Here is a 24970-nt window from a genome sequence, read left to right as displayed (position 1 = left end):
CATCGCCGCTACTTCTGGCAGGTGGGGCACCAGTAGAGCTTGCGGTTCTGCATCTCCGCAATCATGATCGGCGTGCCGCACGTCCGGCACGGTTCGCCCGCGCGGCCGTACACCCAGTGCCGGTCCTCGCGGTGCAGCAGCGCGCGATCGTAGGCCTCGCCCTCGAGCCCGTCGATGGTCATCATCTGGCCCACTTCGACGCCGATGCGCAGCAGTTTCCACCAGTCCGCCCAGATGAGACGGAGCGTGTCGGTCGGCACCTGCTTACCCGGGGTGTATGGGTCGAGGCCCGCCCGGTAGAGGATCTCGGCGCGATAGATGTTGCCGATGCCCGCGACGACGGACTGGTCCATCAGGAGCTGACCGATCGGCACGTTGCGGCGCTGGATGTTCTCGATGAATGCCCGCTCACCATCGTCGTAGTCGACGATCAACGGATCGGGGCCGAGGCGGTCGAGCACCTTGTTTACCCCGGTGCGATCGAGTAGCTCGCACGCGGTCGGTCCGCGCAGATCGCCGCAAATCGTGTCGGTAAGGAGCCGCAGGCGCACCGCGCCGACCGGTTCGGGAGGCCACTGTTCGCCAATGTCGCTCGTCGATTCCTGCTCGGCCATGCGCACCCGGGACAGGCGCGGCGCACCAATCGAGGTGAGCGAATTCTCGCCCCGGGAATCCTCGATCTTAGGCCGGGAGTACTCCCCCGTCTGCCCGAGCGTCGTCGTCACCTGGCCGGTGAAATCCCACGCCCCGTAGATGCCGAGGTGCACGCGAAGCCAGAAGTCGTCCTCGAACTGCGCGAACATGTGTTTGCCGACCGCGAAGCACTCCTCCATGACGCGGCCGGTGAGCGCGACGGCACCATCCGAGAAGCGCCCCTGCGGGCTCGACGCCTCACAGACGTGGCCGACGAAATTCGTCTGGAATTGCCTTGCGATACGGTGTACGGAATGCCCCTCAGGCATTCAGCGTCACCGGCACCTCTGCTCCCGAGGCGGCCAGCAAATCCTTGCCCGCGATCTTCTCGGTGCGCTCGTACTCCGACAGCTGCGAGATGCGGCGCACGTGGCGCTCGTCGCCGGGAAACGGCTCGGCAATGAAGAGGTCGATGAAGCGGATGGCTTCCTCGAGCTCGTGCTGGCGCGCGCCGATCGAGATCACGTTTGCGTTGTTGTGTTCGCGCGCGAGCTTCGCGGTCGCGTCACTCCACACGAGCGCGGCGCGCACGCCCTCGACCTTGTTCGCCGCGATCTGCTCGCCATTGCCCGAGCCGCCAAAGACGACGCCCAGGGACTCGATGCCGTCGGCCCAGTCATTCGCGACGGCCTGCGCCGCGTTAATGCAGAACGACGGGTAGTCGTCGACGGGGTCGTACTCCTGCGGCCCGTGGTCGATGACCTCGTGGCCCGCCTTCGCCAGGTGCTCCTGAAGTTGCTGCGAGAACTCGAGCCCCGCGTGGTCAGTGGCGATGTGGATGCGCGTTACGTTGCTAGCGGTGTTCTCAGCCATAAGGACCAGGTTACCGCGTTTCGTTCGCGCCCAGCGAAGGCCTCCGCGCCCGAAAAGACCATGTCGCGCCTTGATCCTCACCGCTGCGGCGCTAGGCTGCGACAGTCACCGTCAACACTGGCGGCGCTGAAATAGTCACGAGTACAGGAGCAGCATGCCGGGAGAGAACCTGACCCGAGTCGAGGCGCAAGAGCGTAGCGGCATCATCAACGTGGACCACTACGACATCGCGCTCGATCTGACCGTGTCACCCGAGGTGTTCCGTTCCGCCACGAAGGTCACCTTCTCTGCGATCCCCGGTGCGAGCACGTTCATTGATGCGATCGCGAGCGAGGTTCACTCGGTCGTCCTCAATGGCCGCACCCTCGACCCGGCCGAGGTATTTGCCGACTCGCGCATCCAGCTCGACGAGCTGCAGGCCGAGAACACCCTCGAGATCGATGCCAACATGCACTTCATGAACACCGGCGAGGGGCTACACCGGTTCGTCGACCCCGCCGATGGCGAGGTCTACCTCTATTCGCAGTTCGAGGTGCCGGATGCGCGGCGCATGTACCCGTGCTTCGAGCAGCCGGATCTCAAGGCGACGTTCGCGTTCACCGTGACCGCGCCGAGTCACTGGCAGGTCGTCTCGAACGAGCCGACGCCGCAGCCGCAGCCGGTCGATGACAAGACGTCGACGTGGGCGTTCCCCGCGACCCCGCGCATCTCGACCTACATCACGGCACTCGTGGCCGGCCCCTACGTCGAGTACCGCGACGAGCTCACCTCGATCGACGGCCGCACGATTCCCCTCGGCGTGTTCGTGCGCTCCTCCCTCGCCGAGTTCATGGATGCGGACAACGTCTTCACGACGACGAAGCAGGGCTTCGAGTATTACGAGTCGCACTTCGGCGTGCCCTACCCGTTCGAGAAGTACGACCAGCTGTTCGTGCCCGAATACAACATGGGCGCGATGGAAAACGCGGGCTGCGTCACGTTCACCGAGAACTACGTCTTCCGCTCGCGCGTTCCGGATGCGGTTCGCGAGCGCCGCGTCGTCACGATCCTGCACGAGCTCGGCCACATGTGGTTCGGCGACCTCGTCACGATGAAGTGGTGGAACGACCTCTGGCTCAACGAGTCGTTCGCCGAGTTCATCTCGACGATCGCGACCGCCGAGGCGACCGAGTGGCAGAACAACTGGGTCACGTTCCTCGCGAGCGAAAAGACGTGGGCCTACCGCCAGGACCAGCTCCCCTCGACCCACCCGATCGTCGCCGAGATCCGCGACCTGGACGACGTCCTCGTCAACTTCGACGGCATCACCTACGCGAAGGGCGGATCCGTCCTCAAGCAGCTGTTCTTCTGGGTCGGTCGCGAGGCGTTCTTCAAGGGCGTCGGCGAGTACTTCAAGAAGCACGCGTGGGGCAACACCGAGCTGCGCGATCTGCTCGTGGAGCTCGAGGCGGCGTCCGGCCGTGACCTCGGCGAGTGGTCGCAGCAGTGGCTCGAGACCGCGGGCGTCAACACCCTGCGCCCCGAGTTCGAGGTAGATGCGGAGGGTCGCTTCACCGCGTTCGCCATCACCCAGGATGCGCCGGAGAAGTACCCGACGCTGCGCCCCCACCGCCTCGCGGTTGGCATTTACTCGCTCGACGCCGACGAGAACCTCACCCGCGCGCACAAGGTTGAGCTCGACGTCGACGGCGCCCGTACCGAGGTGCCCGAGCTCATCGGCCAGCACCGCGGCGACCTCGTGTTGATCAACGACGAGGATCTCGCGTACGCAAAGATCCGACTCGACGAGCAGTCGCTCGCCACCGCGACCCGCCACGCGAGCCGGATCGCCGATCCGCTCGCGCGCGGCCTCGTGCTCGCGAGCCTGTGGGATGCGACCCGTGACGGGGAGTACCGCGCCCGCGATTACGTGCGCCTCATCCTCGAACACATCGCGCCGGAGACCGAGTCGACGACCCGCCGCCAGCTGCTCGGCCAGCTCACCACCGCGGCAACGCGCTACGTCTCGGACGAGGACCGCGACGAGGTTCTCGAGGTCGTCGGCGACGAGCTGCTCGTGCTCGCGACCGAGGCAGAGAACGGCTCGGATGCGCAGTTCGCGTTCGTGCGCTCGTTCGCGCAGTTCGCCCGTACCGACGCCCAACTGCAGGTCGTCGCGGACCTCTTCACGGGCGCACGAACGCTGCCCGGCCTCAACATCGACACTGACCTCGGTTGGGAGCTGCTGTTCTCGCTCGTCGCCGGTGGTCGTGCGGGCGAGGCCGAGATCGCCGCGCGCCTCGAGGAGGACCGTACGTCCGATGGCGAGCGCTCCGCAGCCCACGCCCGCGCCGCGATCCCCACCGTGGAGGGCAAGCGCGCTGCGTGGGACTCGGTGTGGACCACCTCCGGCGCCGCCAACGAGATCGTCCGCGCGACGTTCGCCGGGTTCTGGACGACGCACGATGACGATCTCGTCCGCCCATACATCGCGCCGTACTTCGAGGGGCTGCGCGAAATCTGGGACTCGCGCAGCTTCCACATCGCGGAGTACCTCGTCGAGGGCTTCTTCCCGCGCAGCATCGTGACGCAGGAGGTTGCCGATGCGGCGAGCGCCTGGCTCGAGCAGAACCAGGATGCACCGGATGCGCTCCGTCGCCTGATCGCGGAGGGCCTGGACGACACCGCCCGAGCGCTCGCCGTCAAGCAGCGCGACGCCGACTAGGCGCCTCTCGATACGGCCTCTGGCCTACTCGAGGAGCGCTTCGCTCATTGAGCAGCGCGACGCGCGTATCGAAATGAGAAAAGGGCGTGGATTCGAACCGAATCCACGCCCTTTTTCGTGCCCAATCGCTACGAGAAGTTCCCCGCAAAGAGTACGCCGAAGAGCAGCCAGGACAGCAGCAGACCGGCGATGAGGTTGACGATCGTCCCGGCAAAGAAGACGAGCACCGGCTTCCAGCCCGCCTCGCGGAGCGCGCCGAACTTGAACTCGAGCCCGATCGACACGAAGGCGAGGGTGAAGAACATTGTCTGCAGCGACTTCGCCGCGCTCACGCCGCTGTCGAGCCAGCCGTCATCGGCCATCGCGGCAGGGAAGATCGCGGCGAGCACCGACACGAGGATCGAGGCGAAGAGGAAACCGAGCACGAACTTGGGGAAGCGATCCCAGACCTGACCCCAGCTCGCCTTCGCGACGACCTTGCCGTCCACCCCAGCGGCCGGGCGATCCACCTTCAGCGTGAAGTACACCGATAGAGCAACCGCGACGAATCCGATCAGCGCGTTCTGGATCATCTTGACCACCGACGCATACTGCAGCACCTCGTCGCTCGCCATCGCACCGGCAGCGGTCACGGCCGCGGTCGTGTCGATGTTGCCGCCGATCCACGCACCGGTAACGACCGGCGACAGACCCATGAGGTTCGCGAGCCACGGCAGCAGGAAGATCGCCGGCAGGGCGAAGACGATCACGAGCCCTGCAACGTAGGCGAGCTGCTCCTTTTTCGCGTGCACGGCACCTGCTGCGGCCACGGCCGCCGAGACACCACAGATCGACAGCGCGGATGCGAGCAGGGCACGCAGGTGCGGCTCGAGGCCGAGGATGCCCGCGAACCACCACGTGAAGAAGAACACGATCGTGATGAGCAGGAGTGCCTGGATGATCGCGGGCAGGCCCATCTCGAGGATCACATTGATGTTCACGGTCGTACCGAGCAGCACGAGGCCGATCTTGATGAAGAACTCGGTGCGGAACCCGGCGGACATCTTGTCGCGCACGCCGAGTAGCGACAGCACGCCGTTAAAGAGGAAGCCGAGCGCGATCGCGTAGACGGGGAACTCCACGGATTTCGCGAGCGGGCCGAACCAGGTGCCCTCGGTCCAGTCCGGCATGTTCGAGGTAAGGATCTGCACGACGATCGCGAGCCCGAGCAGGATCAGAAGTCCCGCGGCGGTCCACCAGCCGGTGCTTTGCGAGGTCGGCTGCGCGTTCCCGGCCGCGGTTGTAGTCGCGGCTTGCGCCTGTGGTCGCGGTTGCGGTTGCGGTTGCGGTTGCGGTTGCGGTTGCGAGGCCATCAGAACCACCCGCCAATGTTGGGCATGATGCCTGCGAGGCACAGAAGCATCAGCGCGGTACCGACGATCGTGGCCCACCAGTCCTCGTTCAGTGAGAACTTGCCGTGTTCATTGGGTGCTTCAACATCAGTGGGCGGAATGTCGACATAATCGCGATCCCGCGCGTCAGAGTGAGACATGTGCATCCTCAAAATCAGCTGCTATGGAGTCGGGTCATTAGTTACAACAAAACACGGTGACCCAACAGGGTGGAATTGTAACCACAGGTAGCATCCCACAGGTGAACAGCTAGCGTTCGGCGACGCTCAATACACTCGGCTGCGATATGCAGGCATTTTTTGATTCTGTGGCCGATTTCCTCGGCCCCTTCCTCCCCTTCGTTGAAGCAGCGCTCGTTCTCATCGGCGCATGGCTCCTCACCAAGCTCCTGTCCTGGGTCATTCGCCGGTCCGCCGACCAAATCGTGCAGGGCGTGAAGAAGAAGCGCGGCGTCGACGACACGCAAATGCTCGCGCTCAAATCGCCACTCGCCTCGGTGCGAACCGTGCAACGAACGCGCACGATTGGCCAGGTACTGACCGTCATTCTGAAGGCAACGATCTGGATCGTCGCGACCCTGTGGGCGATCGGGATCATCAACGCGAACTTCCTCGCATCCCTCACGGTGCTATCCGCCGCGGTCGGTGCCGGCCTCGGTTTCGGCGCGCAGAAGATCGTCGGCGACGTGCTGAACGGCCTCCTCATGGTGGTTGAGGACCAGATCGGCGTCGGCGACGACGTCGACATGGAGCACGCCAGCGGCGTCGTCGAATCGGTCGGCGTACGCGTCACGCAGATTCGCGATGTGTATGGCCAGCTCTGGTTCGTTCGAAACGGTGAGATTCAGCGCGTCGGCAACAACTCGCAGGGCTGGAATCGCGCGATCATCGACCTCGCGATCCCGTTCGATGCGGACCGAGCCAAGGTGCAGCAGACCATCCTCGAGGCCGCCAAGGAGCTCACGGAGGATCCCGACTGGATGCTCAAGCTCCTCGAGGAACCGACGATCTGGGGCCTGCAGACGCTCTCGGCCGAGGCCGTCATCGTCCGGCTCGTGGTCAAGACCACGCCGGGCGACCGCTGGGGTGTCGAGCGCGAGCTGCGCGCCCGCATCCAGGATGCGCTCAAGCGCGAGGAAATTGACCTGCCGGCTATGAACACCATCGTCTTCGACGGCCCGAACGGCATTCAGCCGCGCAGGGCTACCGGCATCGACGATAAGCAGGATCAGCAGCGTCGAACTGATGCCGGGGAAGCGCCCACCGCTTAACCCTTGACGGACGCCTAACCCTTGACGGACAAGTCGGGAAGGCTGGCTAGGCTAGAGCCATGAGTGACACCCCCGCGCTGACCCTGTACGACGAGGTCGGCGGCATGGACCCGTTCGAGGAGCTCGTGCGCCGATTTTATGACGACGTGCAGGCCGATGAAGTGCTCTGGCCGATGTACCCGAAGGAAGATCTCGAGGGTGCCATCTGGCGGCTCAGCCGCTTCCTCGCCCAGTACTGGGGTGGGCCGTCGACATACTCGGAACAGCGGGGTCACCCGCGATTGCGGATGCGCCACGTGAACTTCCATGTGAACCCGGATGCCCGGGGACGCTGGCTCAAGCACATGACCGCGGCGGTCGACTCGATGGAGTTCTCGCCGATCGCACGCCAGCAGCTCCTCGCGTATTTCGACCGGGCCGCAACCGCGATGGTGAACACATTCGAACCAACCCCCGACGGCGAGCGCACGACCGAATCACGGTAGGCCGTGGCTCGCCGGCCCGCCTGGGTCTTCACCACACTCGGACTGCTCGCGATCGCGCTGCTTGCGATCAACCTGCGAACCCCGGTTTCGAGTTTCTCGCCGATCACGACCTTCGTCGACTCGGACGTCCCGCTTTCGAGCCTCGCGCTGGGTGTAATCGGGATGCTCCCGCCACTGTGCTTCGCCGCTGCCGGCTTTATTGCTCGGCCGCTGAGCCAGCGGTTCTCGCTCGAGTCCCTCATCGTCGCGAGCCTGGCCGTGGCCGTCGTGGGCTTCGGCCTGCGGGCGCTCGCCTGGAACGCCGCGTCGATCGCCATCGGTACGGCCATCTCGCTCCTCGGCCTCGGCATCGGCAATGTCCTGATGCCAGCGATCGTGAAGGCCCGGTTCCCGGGCCACATCGCTCCCGTGACGTCGATGTACATCATCGGCATCGCAATCTCGGCCTCGGTTCCCCCGCTCGTCGCCGCGGTCTTCGCCGAAGGCGAGGGCTGGCGCTGGTCGCTCGGGTTCTGGGGCGGCGTCGCGCTGTGCGCCATGATCCCGTGGATCATCCTCTGGGTAACCGACCGCAACGCGGGCGTAATCGACCCGGCCGCGAGCGAGGCGTCGCCGCGCCATGCCACCAGCGCGCATCCGGCACGATCGAGGACGGCCTGGACTCTCGTCGCACTGTTCTCGGTGTGCTCCCTCAACTCCTACGCGGTCTTCGCCTGGCTCCCCCGGATTCTCGTCGAGCACAGCGGACTCGAGCAGGGCAGCGCGAATCTCTTGCTGAGTTGGTTCGCCCTCGTCGGTGTCCCGGCCGGCTTCATCGCGCCCGCCATCGCGAGCCGGGGTACGGTCGTGCGCCCCGCATCCTTCTTCGGCATCGGCTCGTTCATTGCCGGCTACTCGATGCTGCTCGCGCTCCCCAGCTCGTTCGTGTTCCTCGCGGTCACACTGCTCGGCGCGGGCCAGCTGCTGTTCTCGGTGTCGCTCGCGCTCGTCGGCCTCAAGTCCGCCACCGTGCTGGGCGCCGCGCGGCTCAGCAGCTTTGTGCAGGGCATCGGCTACGTCCTCGCGGCGGGCGGCCCGTTCCTGTTCGCGATGATCCAGTCGTTAACCGGCACGTGGGTCGCGCCGATCTGGTTCCTCATCGGCACCGCGGTGGTCACCCTCCCGGCCGCGTACCTCATCGGTCGGCCAAACGACTACGAAGTCGAGGCCGCACCGGCTAGCTCGGCTGCAGCCGACCCTCGTCGATAAACACCGTCCGGTCCGCGATCGTCTTCGCCTCGTCGAGGTCGTGGGTCACGTGCAGCGCGCTCGACCCGGTCTGGGTCAGGATGCGCCGAAGATCGGTCGCGAGCCGGTCGCGCAGTTCTCGGTCGAGGGCGGACAGCGGCTCATCGAGCAGCAACAGTTGCGGCTTCGTCGCAAGGGAACGCGCCAACGCGACTCGTTGAGCCTGCCCGCCCGAAAGCGTCTGCACCGCCCGATCGCCGAAGCCCGCGAGCCCCACGAGCTCGAGCATCGCATCCACCCGCTCGTTGATCGCGGATTTCGACCAGTGTGCGGCCTCGAGCCCGTAGGCGACATTGCGCCGCACATTTCGGTGCGGGAAAAGCTGGCCGTCCTGAAAGACCATGCCGCAGTTGCGCTGATGCGTGGGCACGTCGTTCACGAGGCGACCGCGCATCCAGATCTCCCCAGCCGTTAGGGTTTCGAGGCCCGCGACGCCGCGGAGGAGCGTCGATTTGCCGGAGCCCGAGGGCCCGAGGAGCGCGACCACTTCGCCATCCTCGACGCGCAGGTTGGCGTCCTTGATCCATTCGTACTCGTCCTCGAACGAGATACCGACCGAGCGGAGCTCGAGCGCAGGTGGTGTTGTCGTCATCCGGTGACCTCTCCGGCACCGCGGGGCCGCAGCTTCTCGCACACGACCATCACGGTGGCCGTGACGGCGGCGAGGAGGACCGCGGCGGCGAGCGCCATTCCATAATTATCCGCGCCGGGGCGCGACAGCAGCCGCACGATGAGCACGGGCAGCGTGACGTAGTCGGGGCGGGCGAGGAAGCTCGTCGCACCAAATTCACCGAGCGAGACGGCGAACGCAAAGCCCGCGGCGAGCCCGAGACCCCGCGCGAGGAACGGCCCGTCGACCGTCCTCAGGATGCGCGCGGGAGAGGCACCGAGGGTCGCCGCGGCCTCCCGGAGCCGCGGGTCAATGGCGCGAAGCACCGGCACGAGCGAGCGAACCACGAGCGGCAGCGCCACGACCGCCTGCGCGAGCGGCACGAGCAGGCCCGACATCGCGAGCTGCGGCGCAAAGGCCTGAATCGACACAATGAAGCCGAACCCGACCGTGACGGCCGATACCCCGAGCGGCAGCATGACCGCCCCGTCGATGACCCGCTGCGCGCGCTGGAACCCGCGGCTCTTCGTGCGCCGAGACAGCACGAGCGCGAGCGGCACCCCGATCGCGAGAGCGATCATCGTCGCATCGAGCGCGATCTTTAGCGAGTGGTCGAGCGCCTCCAGCACGGTTGCGCCGCCCGCAAACCCGGTGCCGCTCGTGCCGAGCAGGGCGTAGTTCGCGAAGCTCCACTCGCCACCGCGTTGCAGCGACCTCGCCACGAGCGCAACGAGCGGGGCCAGGATGAGCGTGCCGATCGTCCCAAACGTCACGATCGCGGGCCACAGATCGCCGCGACCGAGCCGCGCATCCTTCACCTCGCCAAGCTTGAGCGTCGTCTCTGTGCCGCTGCGCGCGCGGTTCGATACGAGCACCGCGACGAGCACGATCGCGAACTGCAGGACGGACAGCACCGCGGCTCCCGGGAGATTCAGGAACACCGTGGTCTGCGTGTAAATCTCGGTCTCGAGCGTGCCGTAACCCGGCTGCCCGAGCGTGACGACGATGCCGAACGCCGTCGAGCAATACAGAAACACGAGGCTGGCCGAGGAGGCGATCGCCGGGCCGAGTTGCGGCAAGGTGACCGTGCGGAAGGCCCGGAACGGGGATGCGCCCAAGGTGCGTGCCGCCTCGGTCATGCGCGGGTCGAGGGTCGCCCACAGCGACCCAACTTGGCGCACCACGATCGAGAAGTTGAAGAACACCATCGCGAGGATCACCGCGGTGGTCGTGCCATCGAGGCCGAGAAATCCGAGCGGACCCTGCTTCGCGAGCAGCGCGCGAAACGCGACGCCGACGACCACCGTCGGCAGCACGAACGGCACGGTCGCGATCCCGCGCAGCACCGCCCGTCCCGGGAAACGGCGCCGGTACAGGATGTATGCCCCGGGGATGCCCAGAAGCACCGAGCCGAGGGTGCCGCCGATAGCCATCCACAGGGTCTGCGCGACGATCCGCCAGGTTCGGCTCTCGCCGAGCACCTCGCCAAACATCGCGAGGCTGAACTGGCCGTCGGTGACGAACCCGCGTGCCAGAATCGCGCCCACTGGCCACCCGAAAAAGACCGCGAGGAAGGCGAGCGGCACCACGGCCGCCGCCGTCCAAGCGATCTTTCCGAGCACGCCCGAGGCGCGCGTATTGCCTGCCAACCGGTTAGCCGGCGTTGTTTTCGAAGAGCGTGGTCCAGTCGGCGATCCACGCGTCGCGGTTCGCAGCGACGTCCTTGAGGTTCGGCTCGATGGGTGCATCCACGAGCGTCGCGTGCTGCGCCCAGGTCTCGGGCAGGGCGACCTCAGAGTTGACCGGGTACATGTACATGTTCTCGGCCACGCCCGACTGGAACTCGTCCGAGAGCAGGAAGTCGATGAACGCCTGCGCGCCCGCGGGGTTCGCGGCACCTTCGACGACGCCGGCGTACTCGACCTGCGGCGTGCAGCTGGTCTCGAGGACACCGGTGCGGCCGTCCGCCTCCGCGGGTGACGACGAGTAGCTCAGCACGAGCGGGTACTCGCCCGCACCTTCCGCGCCCGAGAAGTCGACGAAATACGCATCCGACCAGCCCGACACGACCTTGGTGCCGCCGTCGAGCAGCTGCTGCCAGTAGTTCTCCCAGTCGTCACCCTTCTCGGTGATCGTGGCGACGAGGAAGGCGAGCCCCGGCGAGGAGGTCGCGGGGTTCATCGTCACGAGCAAGGATGCGTACTCCGGCTTCGTGAGGTCGTCGAGCGTCGTCGGCTCGGCCACCCCGTTTTCTTCAAACCATGCGTGGTCAATATTGATGCAGACCTGACCCTGGTCGATCGGCGTGAGCTTGTCCTCGATCATGAGGCTCGCCGCCGATTCCGGGAGGTCGGGAGATTCGTAGCTCGCGAGCGCTCCGGCATCGAGGAGCGTCTGCGTCGAATAGTTCTCGATGCCGTACACGCCGTCGACCGTTGGCGAGTCGCCCGAGAGCACGAGCTGATTCGTGACGACTCCGGCGTCACCGGGCGCGGTGGTCTGAAGCGTGTAGCCAGACTGCTCCTCGAACGAGGCGATTTGCTCATCCGTGATCACGAACGAGTCGTGCGTCAGGATCGTGACGGTGCCGCCCGCGCCCTCTGTAGAAGCCGCTCCCCCGGCCTGATCTGCCGCTGAGCATCCCGTGAGGGCGAGCGCGGCCAGTGCGATCGTTGCGACAATATTGATTCGACGTGTCATGTTGTCCTCCATAGCCATGGAGGGCCTGCATCGCGATATGGCGATGCAGGGAGAGAAACTCGACTTCCTTCGCCGGTCCTAACCGGGCAGGTTCGAGGGTCTGCGGTTCTCCGCACTCTCAGCGCCGCCCGGCGCTCCCCTGTCGTAGTTCGCAAGCCTAGCAACAATCCGGCCGGGCGTCGGCATCCGAAGATGTCGACGCCCGGCCGTGGGAGGTTTGGAGCTGCGGCTTAGACGAGGCCCTGAGCGATCATCGCTTCGACGACCTTGGTGAAGCCCGCGATGTTCGCGCCGAGCACGTAGTCGTTCGGGGCACCGTAGTCGGCGGCCGTCGTGCGGCAGCGCTCGTGCACCGAGACCATGATCTCGTCGAGGCGGGCCTCGGTGTACTCGAACGACCAGGAGTCACGCGAGGCGTTCTGCTGCATCTCGAGCGCGCTGGTGGCGACACCGCCCGAGTTCACGGCCTTCGCCGGGCCGAAGAGCACCGAGTCGGTCTCGCGGAACAGCGTCGCAGCTTCTGCGGTACAGGGCATGTTCGCGCCCTCTGCCACAACCTGGACGCCGTTCTTAATGAGCGCCTGCGCCGACTCGAGGTCGAGCTCGTTCTCGGTCGCGCAGGGAAGCGCGACATCTACCGGTACGTGCCACACGTCGCTCAGCTTTTCGCGGAACTCGACGCGGTTGCCGCGGCGGTCGGCGTACTCACGGATGCGGCCGCGCTCTTCAAGCTTGACCTGCTTGAGAAGCTCGAGGTCGATGCCGTCCGGGTCGTAGATGACACCCGACGAGTCGGATGCGGTCACGACCTTGGCGCCGAGCTGCTGTGCCTTTTCGATCGCGTAGATCGCGACGTTACCCGAGCCCGAGACCGAGACGGTCTTGTTCTCGAAGCTCTCGTTGCGAGTGCCGTACATCTCGCGCGCGAAGAAGATCGTGCCGTAACCGGTCGCCTCGGGGCGAACGAGCGAGCCACCCCACGAGAGGCCCTTACCGGTGAGCACGCCAGCCTCGAAGCGGTTGCGGATGCGCTTGTACTGGCCGAAAAGGTAACCGATTTCGCGGGTACCGACACCGATGTCACCGGCGGGGACGTCGGTGTACTCGCCAATGTGGCGGTACAGCTCGGTCATGAACGACTGGCAGAACGCCATGACGTCGCGGTCCGAACGGCCACGGGGGTCGAAGTCCGAGCCACCCTTGCCGCCGCCGATCGGCAGGCCGGTGAGGGCGTTCTTGAAGATCTGCTCGAAGCCGAGGAACTTCACGATGCTGAGGTTCACCGTCGGGTGGAAGCGAAGGCCACCCTTGTAGGGGCCCAGTGCCGAGTTGTACTCGACTCGGAATCCGCGGTTGATGTGTGCGCGACCCTCGGAGTCGATCCAGGGCACTCGGAAGATGATCTGACGCTCGGGCTCCGCGAGGCGGTGCACGATGTCCTGATCGAGGTACTCGGGGTGGCGCTCCAGAACGGGCGCCAGCGAATCGAGAACTTCCGCGACGGCCTGCTGGAATTCTGGTTCACCAGAGTTGCGGGCGAAGATATCGCGCTTCAGGTTCTCAATGGTCGAGTGCATTGAAGTCACAGGAGGGATTTCCTTTCTAGGCTGTGGAGTTCAGCCACCGAATTGAATCGTAGTCCGTATCGTGAGAATCGCGCACCTTTTCCACGATTTAGCGGCGACGAATCAGGACTTGCCCGGCTGGAAAGGCGAGGCGCCACCAGCCGGGTGCTTCGGAAAGTTGGCCGGTGCGGCCTGATTTCAGGAAGCCGAGGGCGAGCGCCGCGAATGCTGCGCCCGCAGGAGGCAGCAGTGCGGGAGTCTGCGTGTATGTATCCAACGCGTGCGCATCCTGCGAGTCCGCATCTTGCGCGAGATTGTCCTGCGCGAGATTATCCTGCGCGAGATTCGCCTGCGCATCCTTCACCCGTGCGAGCTCCGGAAGCGTGCGCGTCCACGTCGTGGCGCGCACCTGCTCGGCGAGGATCTGGCCGATCCCGTCGGCGCGCTGGCCGACCTCGGCGATTCCCTCCTCGGCGACCGCGATGAGGATGTCATTCGAGAGCGTTGCGGTGCGCTGCCACCCGGCAAGTGGTGGGGTGACTCCCGTCCACGATTCCCGCAGACGCTCTGTCGGGAGCAGCATCCGGCGGGCCTCGGCCTCGCTTTCAGGCTCGCGCGCGAGCCTGTCAAGCATCCCGCGCAGCGGCACGACGATGTCGACGCGATCGCCGACATGGTCCTCCGCTTCCGTGCTCTCGATTCGCGCCGGAATGCCGCGAACCCCGATCACGAGCGGCGAGTTGGTCAGGATGCCCGCGGGGCGAAGAACCGGCACCCAGCAGGCAATCCCGCCGGATACCTCCTGGAGCCGCAGCCCCGCATCCTCAATGCGCCCCGCGCGGCCGAGGAACGTCGCGAGATCGCGGCGAACCTCGGCGCTTGCGAGGGTGAGCGTGGCCGGCATCCTTAGCCTCGGCGCGATCGGTCGCCGCGCATCCGCGTAGGCTCGCCGATGAATGGCTCCCACGCGGCACGTTCCTCGGCGTTGACGCGACGCGGCCTGCCGGTCGCGGTGTCGACGAACACGATCGTGGTGCGCGCCACGGTGTGCAGGATGCGCTTGGGCGCGGTCACGGGGTTCCACACCTCGTACGAGACCTCGATCGAGGCCGGCGTCATTTCGCTGATCCACATCTGGATGTCGAGCGGCTCGTGCCCGTATTCGATCGGCACCTTGTATTCGGCCTCTTGCCGCGAGATGAGGGTGTTCGTCGAGGACGTGGCCTGCGCATCCACGACGGCAAGCGGCCGCTCGAGGGTCGGATCGTCAGGATGCACTTTCCAGAACGCAATCGTGCGCGCTTCCTCGAGCAGCGTCAGCATCGTGGCGTTGTTGACGTGGTTATATGCGTCAAGGTCGCGCCACCGCACCGGCATTGCAACGTGATACCGGCGTTCGCCGTCCTTGTCTCCTGAGATCCGACCCGCCTGCATTAGTCGCGCGTGAGCTTCCGGTAGGTCACTCGCGAGGGCTTCGCGGCTTCCGGTCCGAGGCGCTCAACCTTGTTCGCCTCGTAGCCCTCGAAGTTACCTTCGTACCAGTACCAGTTCGACGGGTTCTCGTCGGTGCCCTCGTAGGCGAGGATGTGCGTGGCGACTCGGTCTAGGAACCAACGGTCGTGGGTAATCACCACGGCACAGCCCGGGAACTCGAGCAGCGCATTCTCGAGGCTCGAGAGGGTTTCGACGTCCAGGTCGTTCGTCGGCTCGTCGAGGAGCAGGAGGTTCCCACCCTGCTTGAGCGTGAGCGCGAGGTTGAGGCGGTTGCGCTCACCACCGGAGAGCACGCCGGCCTTCTTTTGCTGGTCCGGGCCCTTGAATCCGAACGAGGAGACGTAAGCGCGCGACGGGATCTCGACCTTGCCGACCTGAATGTAGTCGAGACCGTCAGAGACGACCTCCCACACGTTCTTCTCGGAGTCGATGCCGGCACGGCTCTGGTCGACGTACGACAGCTCGACGGTTTCACCGATCTTCAGCTCACCGTCATCGAGCGGCTCGATGCCGACGATCGTCTTGAAGAGGGTCGACTTACCGACTCCGTTCGGGCCGATGATGCCGACGATGCCGTTACGCGGAAGCGAGAACGTGAGGTTGTCGAAGAGCACGCGATCGCCGAAGCCCTTCTTAATGTCCTTGGCTTCGAGCACGATGTTTCCGAGTCGCGGCCCCGGCGGGATCTGGATCTCCTCGAAGTCGAGCTTCCGGGTGCGCTCCGCCTCGGCCGCCATCTCTTCGTAGCGCGCAAGACGAGCCTTCGACTTCGCCTGGCGACCCTTGGTGTTCGAGCGAACCCAGTCGAGTTCTTCCTTGAGGCGCTTCGCGAGCTTCTGGTCTTTCTTCCCCTGGATCTCGAGACGTTCCTGCTTCGTCTCGAGGTAGGTCGAGTAGTTGCCCTCGTACGGGTAGAGGCGGCCGCGGTCGACCTCGGCGATCCACTGAGCGACGTGGTCAAGGAAGTACCGGTCGTGGGTCACGGCGATGACGGCGCCCGCATACTTCTGCAGGTGCTGCTCGAGCCACAACACGCTCTCGGCGTCGAGGTGGTTCGTGGGCTCATCGAGCAGCAGGAGGTCGGGCTTCTCGAGGAGGAGCTTGCACAGCGCGACACGGCGGCGCTCACCGCCCGAGAGGTTCGTCACGGGCTCGTCGGCGGGAGGGCAGCGAAGCGCATCCATCGCCTGCTCGAGCTGCGAGTCGAGATCCCACGCATCGGCCGCGTCGATCGCGGTCTGAAGCACGCCCATCTCTTCCATGAGCGCGTCGAAGTCGGCGTCCGGGTCAGCCATCTCCGCCGAGATCTCGTTGAAGCGGTCGATCTTGCCCTTGATCTCGGCAACGCCCTCTTCGACGTTCTCGCGGACCGTCTTTTCCTCGTTGAGCGGCGGCTCCTGCAGGAGAATGCCGACGGTATACCCCGAGGTCAGCGTGGCGTCACCGTTCGACGGGGTGTCGAGCCCTGCCATGATCTTCAGAATGGTCGACTTACCAGCGCCGTTCGGGCCAACCATGCCGATCTTGGCACCGGGGTAGAACGACATCGTCACGTCGTCGAGGATGAGCTTGTCGCCCACCTTCTTTCGGGCACGAACCATTTGATAGATGTACTCAGCCATAACTTCCAGTCGTCGAGCCCAATACCGGGCGAGTGGATAAAGCAATGTGGCCCTCACAAGGGCCTGCCGAGATGCTATCAGCCGGGGGCTGTGCGCTTCTTACCAGTCGATGTCTTGCGTCACGCCGATCTGGCACTTACCGGTGCTCTTCATCGGTGCCCCGACCGTCGACGCGTAGCCCTTGGTGCCCGTCTGGCCGATCAGGCACATGTCATCGGGCATCTTGACGGACACGATTACGAAGTCCGCGTCGAGGTCGACGCTCGTCTTGTCGAACGTCACCTCCATCTGCGCCTTATCAAAGCCCGCGTCCGTGAGTGCGTTCACCATCTCGTGGGATCCGGCGTCGGGATTCGCGTCGAGCAGCGCCTGCAACGTTTTGTCGAAGTACGCCTTGTTCTCCTCTGCTCCCCCGCCGGGAACAAATGTCGCCTCGGGCGATGCCGTGGCGGCGGTCGATTCCGTCTCGGTTGGGCCGGGCCCGGAGTCGATCCCGAGTGTCGAGCATGCGGCGAGCGAGAGACTCGCAACCGCCAGCGCCGCGACCGCGGTGAGCTTTCGAACCAAGTGCACCGGCACCCCTTCTGTTGGAATCACAAGCTACGAGCATAGAAGAGCTTGGGTGCACCCCGCTGAATGCGCTCCGAAGGATGCGGGACAAGGGATGCGGGTCGAAGGATGCGTAACTCCTGACCAGCGGCGGCATCGCCTACCGCCGCTGGTCGGGTGCCAGCGGATGCCACGCGAGAACCCGCGGGCCGGTCAAAATGGCCTGTCAGAACGGGCCGGTCAGAACGGAGTCTCCACGACCTCCCCGGTCTGCGCATCCACGAGCATGCTGGAGTCGCTCTCGCTTTCGCCGTCGTCGTCGCCCTCGCCGTCGACTTCGGCCGGACTGACCGTCGCCGTCGCCCCGAGGCCGGAGGACCAATCCGCGGTCGAGGGTGCCGCCTGCGCCGGCGAATAGTTGGGCGGCGGGGCCGGATACACGGGCGAGGCGTCTTCGGGCGTCGGCCCGTCGGGTAACGGACCCTCAGCGGCGGCGTCACCGCTACGTTCCCCGCCCGGGCGCTTCGCGGCCGTCGCGATCTGGAATGAGAGGTCGTGACCAATTGCACTCGCGATGATTTCCACTTGTGTGCCCTGCGAGCCGTCCTCGCGGGTGTACGTGCGGATCCGTAGCTTGCCGCTGACCATCACGCGCTGGCCTTTCTCCAGCGATGCAGTGAGATTCGCCGCGAGGCGGCCGAACGCGGTGATCGAATACCAGTTCGTGTGCGCGTCTTCCCAGCGTTGCTCGTCGGCCGCGCGGCGCCGCTCGCTGCTCGCGAGCCGGAACGTCGTTCGGCTGAGCGCCTGCTCGCCTACGACTTTGTGTTCGGGGGTGGTGCCGACGGTGCCGGTCACAGTAATGAAGTCGGTCATCTGAAGCTCCCTTCAAGGAGAGTGAGGTGCCATTTCTAATAGTGGGTGCCCCGGCCAGCCGCACCGTGCGAGAACTGCTGCCCGCCGGGACACGACACCAGTGTGTGGCGGACACACGGGCGACGCACGCCCCTCGCTCCGCCCTGTGAATATCTCGCCATCCACACCCCAAACGGGTACCGAGCGCGATATGAAAAACCGCCGAACAGGGCGCAGAACCTGCAGAACTGACCCACCGCCATGACCCGCCCAATTATCACGTAGCGGACAGTGCTACTCGAATGTGACTTTGCAAATGGGCTCCGTGCCCTTATTCTAAAAGTCCACCGCGGTGGGCCTATGACAACTACGAGGGGCAAAATGAACGCATCCGCGCACCATTTCACCAGCCTTCCCGCTGCCCAGGGAATGTACGACCCTGCCAACGAACGCGATTCGTGTGGCATTGCGTCGGTCGCGACCATGCAGGGCGCGCCGAGCCACGAGGTCGTCGAAATCGCACTCGAGGCGCTTCGCCACATGGAACACCGTGGCGCCGTCGGCTCCGACGCGGGCACCGGCGACGGCGCGGGCATCCTGACGCAGATCCCGGATGAATTCTTCCGCGCTGTCGTGGACTTCGAGCTACCTTCCCCCGATCGCTACGCGGTTGGCAACGCGTTCCTCCCCGTCGACAAGACCGAACGGGCTGCAATGAAGCAGCGCATTGCGGAGCTCTGCGCCGAGGAAGAACTACGGGTGCTCGGCTGGCGCAAGGTCCCCATCGACGAGACACAGCTCGGCCCGCTCGCGCACGACGCCATGCCCGTCATCGAGCAGCTGTTCATCCGCTCGGAGCGACAGAACTACCGAGGCCACCCTCGCAAGGGCATCGTGCTGGATCGCCAGGCCTACCGCCTGCGCAAGCGCATCGAGCACACGATCGATACCTACTTCTGCTCGCTGAGTAGCCGCACCATTACCTACAAGGGCATGGTCACGACGCTGCAGCTGCAGCCGTTCTACCCGGACCTCTCGGACGAACGCTTCGCATCGAGGCTCGCGATCGTCCACTCGCGCTACTCGACCAACACTTTCCCGTCGTGGTCGCTCGCGCAGCCGATGCGCATGACCGCGCACAACGGCGAGATCAACACGATTCGCGGCAACCGCAACTGGATGCGCGCACGTGAGTCACAGCTCGAGAGCCACTATCTCGGTGACGTGACTCAGCTCACCCCGATCATCACGGAGGGCAACAGCGACTCGGCGAGCTTCGACGAGGTACTCGAGCTGCTCACCCTCTCTGGCCGCTCACTCGTGCACGCGGTGCACATGATGGTGCCCGCGGCGTGGGAGCGCAGCGAAGACATGCCCGCCGAGATCCGTGACTTCTTCGAGTACCACTCACTCGTCATGGAGCCGTGGGACGGCCCCGCGTCGATGGCCTTCAGCGATGGTCGCCGCCTCGTCGCGACCCTCGACCGCAACGGCCTGCGCCCGGGTCGCTTCGTCGTGACGGATGACGGCATCGTCGTCGTCGGCTCCGAGGTCGGCATCTTCGAGGCCGCCCCCGAGCGCATTGTCCGCAAGGGCCGCCTGCGCCCGGGCCGCGTCTTCGTGGTCGACACCGAGGTGGGCCGGATCGTCGAGGATGAAGAGGTCAAACACGACCTCGCCGAGCTGCAGCCCTGGGGCGACTGGCTCGACGAGGGGCGCATCCGCCTCGAAGAACTGCCTGAGCGCGAGCACGTAAGCCACACCCGCTCCTCCATCGTCCGTCGCCAACGCTCGTTCGGCTATACGGAAGAGGAGCTGCGCATCCTGCTCGAGCCGATGGCGCGAACCGGTGCCGAGCCGCTCGGCGCGATGGGAAGCGACACCCCCATCGCCGTGCTCGCCAACCGACCGCGACTAATGTTCGACTACTTCACGCAGAACTTCGCGCAGGTCACGAACCCGCCGCTCGACGCGATTCGCGAGGACGTCGTGACGAGCCTCTCGACCTCGATCGGCCCGCAGGAGAACCTGCTGCACATCAGCCCGGATCACGCGCGCCAGATCATCGTGGACTTCCCCGTCCTCGATAACGACGAACTCGCGAAGCTCCAGCACCTCGAGACCCGACCCGGCATTGACGAGACGGTCACGCTCAGCGGGCTCTACCGCGTCAATCGCGGCGTCGAGGGGCTGCGCGAGGGGCTCGACAAGCTGTGCGCCGAGGCCGATAAGGCGATCGACAATGGCGCGAAGTTCATCGTGCTCTCCGACCGCGACTCGAACCGCGACTGGGCGCCCATCCCGTCGCTGCTCATGACCGGCGCCGTCCACCACCACCTGATCCGCACCCAGCGACGCCTGCGCGTCGGCCTCGTGATCGAGACGGGTGAGGTGCGCGAGGTGCACCACGTCGCCGTCCTGCTCGGCTACGGCGCGAGCGCGATCAACCCCTACCTCGCGATGGAATCCGTCGAGGACATGGCGCGCTCGGGCCACATCGAGGGCGTCACCCCCGAACAGGCGGTGCAGAACTTCCTGCAGGCGCTCGGCAAGGGCGTGCTCAAGATCATGTCGAAGATGGGCATCTCGATCATCGCGAGCTACACGGGCGCGCAGACGTTCGAGGCGGTCGGCCTCTCGCAGGAGCTGATCGACGAGTTCTTCACCGGCACGCCCTCCAAGATCTCGGGGATCGATCTCGACATCATCGCCGTCGAGGTGCAGGCGAGACACGAGGCCGCCTACCCGCTCGATGGCGCGGGGCTGCCGCATCGGCCGCTCGAGATTGGTGGCGAGTATCAGTGGCGCCGCGAGGGCCCCACCCACCTCTTTAACCCGGACACGGTCTTTCGACTGCAGCACGCGACGCGCGAGCGCCGTTACGACATCTTCAAGGACTACACTTCCCGCGTCGACACGCAGGCCGAGGAGACTTCGACGCTGCGCGGCCTCTTCAAGTTCGCAAGCGATCGCGAGCCCATTTCGGTGGATGAGGTCGAGCCGGTCTCCGAGATCGTGAAGCGATTCTCGACCGGCGCGATGAGCTACGGCTCGATCTCGAAGGAGGCGCACGAGACCCTCGCGATCGCGATGAACCGACTCGGCGCCAAGTCGAACACGGGCGAGGGTGGTGAGGACGTCGATCGGCTGCTCGACCCCGAGCGTCGCAGCGCGATCAAGCAGGTCGCTTCCGGCCGCTTCGGTGTGACGAGTATGTACCTCACTCACGCCGACGACATCCAGATCAAGCTCGCGCAGGGCGCGAAGCCCGGCGAGGGCGGCCAGCTGCCGCCGCAGAAGGTGTACCCGTGGATCGCGAATACCCGCCACGCCACCGCGGGCGTGGGGCTCATCTCTCCCCCGCCGCACCACGACATCTACTCGATTGAGGACCTCAAGCAGCTCATCTTCGACCTCAAGCGCTCGAACCCGGACGCGCGCATCCACGTCAAGCTCGTCTCCGAGAACGGCATCGGCGCAGTCGCCGCGGGTGTGACGAAGGCGCTCGCCGACGTCATCCTGGTGTCAGGCCACGATGGCGGCACCGGCGCATCCCCGCTGAACTCGCTCAAGCACGCGGGCACCCCGTGGGAGCTCGGCCTCGCCGAGACACAGCAGACGCTACGCCTGAACGGGCTGCGCGATCGCGTCAGCGTGCAGGTGGATGGTCAGCTCAAGACCGGGCGCGACGTCGTGATCGGTGCCCTGCTCGGCGCCGAGGAATACGGCTTCGCGACGACCGCGCTCGTCGTCGAGGGCTGCATCATGATGCGCGTGTGCCACCTGGACACGTGCCCCGTGGGCGTCGCGACGCAGAACCCGGACCTGCGCTCGCGCTTCACCGGTCAGGCCGATCACGTCGTGAACTTCTTCGAGTTCATCGCGCAGGAGGTGCGCGAGTATCTCGCTGCGCTCGGCTACCGCAGCCTCGACGAGATCATCGGCCGCGACGACCTGCTCGACTCCGACGAGGCCAAGCGTCACTGGAAGGCCGACGGGCTCGACCTCGACGCGATTTTGAATGGCCCCGAGTTGCCCGCGGATGCGCCACGCCGCCGGATGCGCGACCAGGATCACGAGCTCGACCAGCATTTCGACAACCAGCTCATTTCGCTCGCGGATGCGGCGATCACCAAGGGCGAGCGCGTCGAGATCGCGCTGCCGATCCACAACACCGACCGCGCCGTCGGCACGATGCTCGGACACAGCGTGACCGTCGCGAATGGCGAGCACGGCCTCGCGCGCGACACGATCAGCATCACCCTGAACGGTACGGCCGGGCAATCCCTCGGCGCGTTCCTGCCCTCGGGCGTCACTATCGAGCTGCAGGGCGACTCGAACGACTATGTCGGGAAAGGCCTCTCGGGCGGCCAGATCGTGCTCCGGCCCGATGAGCACGCCGCGTTCGAGGCGTCCGAGAACGTCATCGCCGGAAACGTGATCGGCTACGGCGCCACGAGCGGCACCATGTTCATCAGCGGTGTCGTGGGCGAACGCTTCCTCGTGCGTAACTCGGGTGCCACCGCAGTGGTCGAGGGCGTGGGCGACCACGCGCTCGAATACATGACCGGTGGCCTCGCGGTCATCCTCGGCGACACCGGCCGCAACCTCGGCGCGGGTATGTCAGGTGGGATCGCGTACGTCCGAAATCTCGACACGACCCTCGTCAACCCCAGCGCACTCAGCACCGGCGAGCTGCGGATCGAGCCGCTGTCCGACGCCGACGCGGAGGAGTTGCGCGATCTCATTCGCCAGCACGTCCAGCGCACGGGCTCGGTGCTCGGCGAGCGCATCCTCACCGACTTTGACCAGACCCGAACCGAATTTTCTAAGGTACTGCCGCGCGACTACGCGACGGTCACGAGCATCCGCGAACAGGCCGTCGCGGCGGGCATCGACCCGGATGGCGACGAAACCTGGAGCGAGATTATGGAGGCAACCCATGGCTGACCCGAGAGGCTTCCTCAACGAGCGCGAGCGCGCGCTGCCCGCACGACGCCCCGTCCCCCTGCGCCTCATGGACTACAAGGAAATCTACGAGAAGCAGGACCCGAAGCAACTGCACGCCCAGGCGAGCCGCTGCATGGACTGCGGCATCCCCTTCTGCCACCAGGGCTGCCCGCTCGGCAATATCATCCCCGAGTGGAACGACCTGACGTACCGCGGCGATATGCACACCGCGTCCGAGCGACTGCACGCGACGAATAACTTCCCGGAGTTCACGGGACGCCTGTGCCCCGCTCCCTGCGAATCGGCCTGTGTGCTTGGCATCTCTCAGCCCGCGGTGACGATCAAGCGCATCGAGCAGTCGATCGCCGACGAGGCGGTCGACCAGGGATGGATCGAACCGCAACCGCCGCAGCGCCTCACCGGCAAGACCGTCGCCGTCGTCGGCTCGGGCCCTGCGGGCCTCGCCGCCGCGCAGCAGCTCACCCGTGCGGGCCACACCGTCGCCGTCTTCGAGCGCGACGACCGCATCGGCGGGCTCCTTCGCTACGGCATCCCCGACTTCAAGATGGAGCGGCAGGTGCTGGATCGTCGCCTCGAGCAGATGCGTGAGGAGGGCACGCGGTTCCGCCCCAACATTGAGATCGGGCGCGACATCAGCTGGTCCGACCTGCGCCGCCGCTACGACGCGGTCATCATCGCGACGGGTGCGCCCGTCGGCCGCGAGTTGAATGTGCCGGGCCGCAGCCTTCGCGGCGTGCACCAGGCGATGGAGTTCCTCGTGCAGTCGAACCACGCGGTCGCGGGCGACGACGTGCATGACCAGATCACGGCCGAGGGCAAGCACGTCATCGTCATCGGCGGTGGCGACACCGGCTCAGACTGCATCGGCACGGCGCACCGCCAGGGTGCGGCATCCGTCACCAATATCGCGATCGGCAAGAAGCCGCCGGAGTTCCGCACCCCAAAGGAGCCGTGGCCGATGACCCCGCGCGTGTTCGAGGTCCAAACCTCGCACGAGGAGGGCGGCGAGCGGCTCTTCGAGGCGTCCACCGTCGAGTTCGTATCGGATGCGGATGGTCACGTCGTCGCGCTGCAGTTCGCCGACACCGATTTCCTTGAGGACGGCCGCCGCGTGCCGAAGGCGGGCACGGAGCGAACCATCCCGGCGGATCTCGTGCTGCTGTCGATGGGCTTCACCGGCCCCGAGCAGGATGCACTCGCCTCGCAACTCGAGGTCGGCTTCACCTCGCGCGGGAACATCGCCCGTGACGATGACTACGCGACGAATGTGCCGGGAGTATTCGCGGTCGGCGACGCCGGCCGCGGCGCCTCACTCATCGTGTGGGCGATTGCCGAGGGACGCGCGGCCGCAGCGGCTGTCGAGAAGCACCTGCTCGGCGCATCCATGTTGCCCTCGCCCGTGCGTGCCTCGGAGATGGCGATCTCCCTGCGAAGCTAGAGCACGTATTCGGCGAACCCGGCGCGGATCTTATTGACCTTCGGTACCGCCACCGCGAGGCAGTAGCCCTGCGTCGGGTTTTTCGCGAAGAAGTCCTGGTGTGCCTCCTCGGCGACCCAGAACTTCTCGAGGGGCTGCATGGTCGTCACGATTCCGCCGCCCCACGCCTCGTCCGCGCGATCGCGCGCCTTCTCGAAGAGCTCCTTTTGCGCCTCGTCGGCGGGGAACATCGTCGAGCGGTACTGCGTGCCGATGTCGTTACCCTGCCGGTTGAGCTGGCGCGGGTCGTGCATCGTGAAGAACATGTCGAGGATGATATCGGCCGGGACCACCGACTCGTCAAAGTCGACGCGGACCGCCTCGGCGTGACCGGTCGTTCCAGTGCACACCAGCTGGTAGTTGGGGTCCTCGACGTCGCCACCTGTGTAGCCGGACACGACATCGCTCACCCCGCGAACGTTGCGGTATGCGGCGTCCAAGCACCAGAAGCAACCGCCAGCAAGAACAAATGAAGTCGTCATGG

Annotated in this window: 20 protein-coding genes and 1 riboswitch; of the genes, 6 read left to right on the top strand and 14 right to left on the bottom strand. The window is 65.8% G+C overall.

The window, feature by feature from the left end:
• Positions 1 to 8: 8 nt before the first annotated feature.
• Both GMOLON4_RS00560 and GMOLON4_RS00555 read right to left on the bottom strand, forming a co-directional pair.
• Positions 9 to 962: an Fpg/Nei family DNA glycosylase gene (locus tag GMOLON4_RS00560; protein WP_026937133.1), complete on the bottom strand. Its 954-nt coding sequence runs from the start codon at positions 960 to 962 to the stop codon at positions 9 to 11.
• On the bottom strand, positions 955 to 1506 hold the full coding sequence (locus GMOLON4_RS00555) for a ribose-5-phosphate isomerase (protein WP_026937134.1): 552 nt from the start codon (positions 1504 to 1506) through the stop codon (positions 955 to 957). Before GMOLON4_RS00555 ends, GMOLON4_RS00560 begins: the two co-directional genes overlap by 8 nt.
• Before the next feature lie 154 nt (positions 1507 to 1660).
• Here GMOLON4_RS00555 and pepN point away from each other — a divergent pair, with 154 nt between their 5' ends.
• Complete coding sequence (gene pepN, locus GMOLON4_RS00550) at positions 1661 to 4210, top strand: aminopeptidase N (RefSeq protein WP_026937135.1); 2550 nt, start codon at positions 1661 to 1663, stop codon at positions 4208 to 4210.
• Between the two features lie 128 nt (positions 4211 to 4338).
• Here pepN and GMOLON4_RS00545 read toward each other — a convergent pair whose 3' ends face one another.
• Both GMOLON4_RS00545 and GMOLON4_RS00540 read right to left on the bottom strand, forming a co-directional pair.
• Positions 4339 to 5562 carry a YeiH family protein gene (locus GMOLON4_RS00545; RefSeq protein ID WP_051266941.1) on the bottom strand — a complete coding sequence of 408 codons (1224 nt, stop codon included), beginning with the start codon at positions 5560 to 5562 and terminating at the stop codon, positions 4339 to 4341.
• On the bottom strand, positions 5562 to 5741 hold the full coding sequence (locus GMOLON4_RS00540) for a hypothetical protein (protein WP_035732962.1): 180 nt from the start codon (positions 5739 to 5741) through the stop codon (positions 5562 to 5564). Before GMOLON4_RS00540 ends, GMOLON4_RS00545 begins: the two co-directional genes overlap by 1 nt.
• Positions 5742 to 5887: 146 nt before the next feature.
• Here GMOLON4_RS00540 and GMOLON4_RS00535 point away from each other — a divergent pair, with 146 nt between their 5' ends.
• The 3 genes from GMOLON4_RS00535 to GMOLON4_RS00525 are packed head-to-tail and all read left to right on the top strand — an operon-like array spanning position 5888 to position 8604.
• Positions 5888 to 6871, top strand: coding sequence for a mechanosensitive ion channel family protein (locus GMOLON4_RS00535; protein WP_051266943.1), 984 nt, complete (start codon positions 5888 to 5890; stop codon positions 6869 to 6871).
• A gap of 59 nt (positions 6872 to 6930) precedes the next feature.
• Positions 6931 to 7356: a globin gene (locus tag GMOLON4_RS00530; RefSeq protein WP_026937136.1), complete on the top strand. Its 426-nt coding sequence runs from the start codon at positions 6931 to 6933 to the stop codon at positions 7354 to 7356.
• Positions 7357 to 7359: 3 nt separating this feature from the next.
• Positions 7360 to 8604 (top strand): MFS transporter, encoded by a 1245-nt coding sequence (locus GMOLON4_RS00525; RefSeq protein ID WP_051266945.1) that lies wholly within the window; start codon positions 7360 to 7362, stop codon positions 8602 to 8604.
• On the opposite strand, the gene GMOLON4_RS00520 is transcribed toward GMOLON4_RS00525, so the two are convergent.
• From GMOLON4_RS00520 to GMOLON4_RS00480, 9 genes are all read right to left on the bottom strand, one after another.
• Positions 8573 to 9235 (bottom strand): ABC transporter ATP-binding protein, encoded by a 663-nt coding sequence (locus GMOLON4_RS00520; protein ID WP_026937137.1) that lies wholly within the window; start codon positions 9233 to 9235, stop codon positions 8573 to 8575. The two genes, GMOLON4_RS00525 and GMOLON4_RS00520, sit on opposite strands and share 32 nt — an antisense overlap.
• Entirely contained in the window at positions 9232 to 11001 is a 1770-nt protein-coding gene (locus tag GMOLON4_RS00515; protein WP_084147543.1) for an ABC transporter permease, read from the bottom strand. The genes GMOLON4_RS00520 and GMOLON4_RS00515 overlap by 4 nt, the downstream gene beginning before the upstream one ends.
• Positions 10907 to 11953 (bottom strand): thiamine ABC transporter substrate-binding protein, encoded by a 1047-nt coding sequence (locus GMOLON4_RS00510; protein ID WP_026937139.1) that lies wholly within the window; start codon positions 11951 to 11953, stop codon positions 10907 to 10909. The genes GMOLON4_RS00515 and GMOLON4_RS00510 overlap by 95 nt, the downstream gene beginning before the upstream one ends.
• 47 nt (positions 11954 to 12000) lie before the next feature.
• Positions 12001 to 12104: riboswitch (TPP riboswitch) on the bottom strand.
• Positions 12105 to 12183: 79 nt separating this feature from the next.
• Positions 12184 to 13530: an NADP-specific glutamate dehydrogenase gene (gene gdhA / locus GMOLON4_RS00505; RefSeq protein WP_026937140.1), complete on the bottom strand. Its 1347-nt coding sequence runs from the start codon at positions 13528 to 13530 to the stop codon at positions 12184 to 12186.
• Between the two features lie 97 nt (positions 13531 to 13627).
• Positions 13628 to 14422 carry a hypothetical protein gene (locus GMOLON4_RS00500; protein WP_026937141.1) on the bottom strand — a complete coding sequence of 265 codons (795 nt, stop codon included), beginning with the start codon at positions 14420 to 14422 and terminating at the stop codon, positions 13628 to 13630.
• 2 nt (positions 14423 to 14424) lie between these two features.
• Positions 14425 to 14895 carry an acyl-CoA thioesterase gene (locus tag GMOLON4_RS00495; protein WP_035732997.1) on the bottom strand — a complete coding sequence of 157 codons (471 nt, stop codon included), beginning with the start codon at positions 14893 to 14895 and terminating at the stop codon, positions 14425 to 14427.
• A 56-nt stretch (positions 14896 to 14951) separates the two neighbouring features.
• A complete protein-coding gene (ettA, locus tag GMOLON4_RS00490) occupies positions 14952 to 16634 on the bottom strand; it encodes an energy-dependent translational throttle protein EttA (protein ID WP_026937143.1) in 1683 nt (560 codons plus the stop codon).
• Between the two features lie 99 nt (positions 16635 to 16733).
• Positions 16734 to 17231, bottom strand: a complete 498-nt coding sequence (locus tag GMOLON4_RS00485) for a DUF6993 domain-containing protein (RefSeq protein WP_245575468.1) — start codon at positions 17229 to 17231, stop codon at positions 16734 to 16736.
• A gap of 192 nt (positions 17232 to 17423) precedes the next feature.
• Positions 17424 to 18059 (bottom strand): single-stranded DNA-binding protein, encoded by a 636-nt coding sequence (locus GMOLON4_RS00480; protein WP_051266953.1) that lies wholly within the window; start codon positions 18057 to 18059, stop codon positions 17424 to 17426.
• Between the two features lie 339 nt (positions 18060 to 18398).
• Here GMOLON4_RS00480 and gltB point away from each other — a divergent pair, with 339 nt between their 5' ends.
• The gene (gltB, locus tag GMOLON4_RS00475; RefSeq protein WP_035732967.1) at positions 18399 to 22988 is read left to right on the top strand and encodes a glutamate synthase large subunit; all 4590 of its coding nucleotides are present in this window, start codon (positions 18399 to 18401) and stop codon (positions 22986 to 22988) included.
• Entirely contained in the window at positions 22981 to 24447 is a 1467-nt protein-coding gene (locus tag GMOLON4_RS00470) for a glutamate synthase subunit beta (RefSeq protein WP_026937146.1), read from the top strand. Before gltB ends, GMOLON4_RS00470 begins: the two co-directional genes overlap by 8 nt.
• Here GMOLON4_RS00470 and msrA read toward each other — a convergent pair.
• Positions 24444 to 24968 (bottom strand): peptide-methionine (S)-S-oxide reductase MsrA, encoded by a 525-nt coding sequence (msrA, locus tag GMOLON4_RS00465; RefSeq protein ID WP_026937147.1) that lies wholly within the window; start codon positions 24966 to 24968, stop codon positions 24444 to 24446. The two genes, GMOLON4_RS00470 and msrA, sit on opposite strands and share 4 nt — an antisense overlap.
• Positions 24969 to 24970 lie beyond the last annotated feature (2 nt).

It is taken from the genome of Gulosibacter molinativorax, assembly GCF_003010915.2.
Lineage (GTDB): Bacteria > Actinomycetota > Actinomycetes > Actinomycetales > Microbacteriaceae > Gulosibacter > Gulosibacter molinativorax.
This window is presented reverse-complemented; position numbering and strand designations above follow the sequence as displayed.

What these genes read in the sequence shown, in the direction of transcription:
- GMOLON4_RS00560 (WP_026937133.1), bottom strand. Translation starts at nt 962, where the DNA reads ATGCCTGAGGGGCATTCCGTACACCGTATCGCAAGGCAATTCCAGACG.
- GMOLON4_RS00555 (WP_026937134.1), bottom strand. Translation starts at nt 1,506, where the DNA reads ATGGCTGAGAACACCGCTAGCAACGTAACGCGCATCCACATCGCCACT.
- pepN (WP_026937135.1), top strand. Translation starts at nt 1,661, where the DNA reads ATGCCGGGAGAGAACCTGACCCGAGTCGAGGCGCAAGAGCGTAGCGGC.
- GMOLON4_RS00545 (WP_051266941.1), bottom strand. Translation starts at nt 5,562, where the DNA reads ATGGCCTCGCAACCGCAACCGCAACCGCAACCGCAACCGCAACCGCGA.
- GMOLON4_RS00540 (WP_035732962.1), bottom strand. Translation starts at nt 5,741, where the DNA reads ATGTCTCACTCTGACGCGCGGGATCGCGATTATGTCGACATTCCGCCC.
- GMOLON4_RS00535 (WP_051266943.1), top strand. Translation starts at nt 5,888, where the DNA reads ATGCAGGCATTTTTTGATTCTGTGGCCGATTTCCTCGGCCCCTTCCTC.
- GMOLON4_RS00530 (WP_026937136.1), top strand. Translation starts at nt 6,931, where the DNA reads ATGAGTGACACCCCCGCGCTGACCCTGTACGACGAGGTCGGCGGCATG.
- GMOLON4_RS00520 (WP_026937137.1), bottom strand. Translation starts at nt 9,235, where the DNA reads ATGACGACAACACCACCTGCGCTCGAGCTCCGCTCGGTCGGTATCTCG.
- GMOLON4_RS00515 (WP_084147543.1), bottom strand. Translation starts at nt 11,001, where the DNA reads ATGCACCCATCGAGCCGAACCTCAAGGACGTCGCTGCGAACCGCGACG.
- GMOLON4_RS00510 (WP_026937139.1), bottom strand. Translation starts at nt 11,953, where the DNA reads ATGACACGTCGAATCAATATTGTCGCAACGATCGCACTGGCCGCGCTC.
- gdhA (WP_026937140.1), bottom strand. Translation starts at nt 13,530, where the DNA reads ATGCACTCGACCATTGAGAACCTGAAGCGCGATATCTTCGCCCGCAAC.
- GMOLON4_RS00500 (WP_026937141.1), bottom strand. Translation starts at nt 14,422, where the DNA reads ATGCCGGCCACGCTCACCCTCGCAAGCGCCGAGGTTCGCCGCGATCTC.
- GMOLON4_RS00495 (WP_035732997.1), bottom strand. Translation starts at nt 14,895, where the DNA reads ATGCCGGTGCGGTGGCGCGACCTTGACGCATATAACCACGTCAACAAC.
- ettA (WP_026937143.1), bottom strand. Translation starts at nt 16,634, where the DNA reads ATGGCTGAGTACATCTATCAAATGGTTCGTGCCCGAAAGAAGGTGGGC.
- GMOLON4_RS00480 (WP_051266953.1), bottom strand. Translation starts at nt 18,059, where the DNA reads ATGACCGACTTCATTACTGTGACCGGCACCGTCGGCACCACCCCCGAA.
- gltB (WP_035732967.1), top strand. Translation starts at nt 18,399, where the DNA reads ATGACAACTACGAGGGGCAAAATGAACGCATCCGCGCACCATTTCACC.
- GMOLON4_RS00470 (WP_026937146.1), top strand. Translation starts at nt 22,981, where the DNA reads ATGGCTGACCCGAGAGGCTTCCTCAACGAGCGCGAGCGCGCGCTGCCC.
- msrA (WP_026937147.1), bottom strand. Translation starts at nt 24,968, where the DNA reads ATGACGACTTCATTTGTTCTTGCTGGCGGTTGCTTCTGGTGCTTGGAC.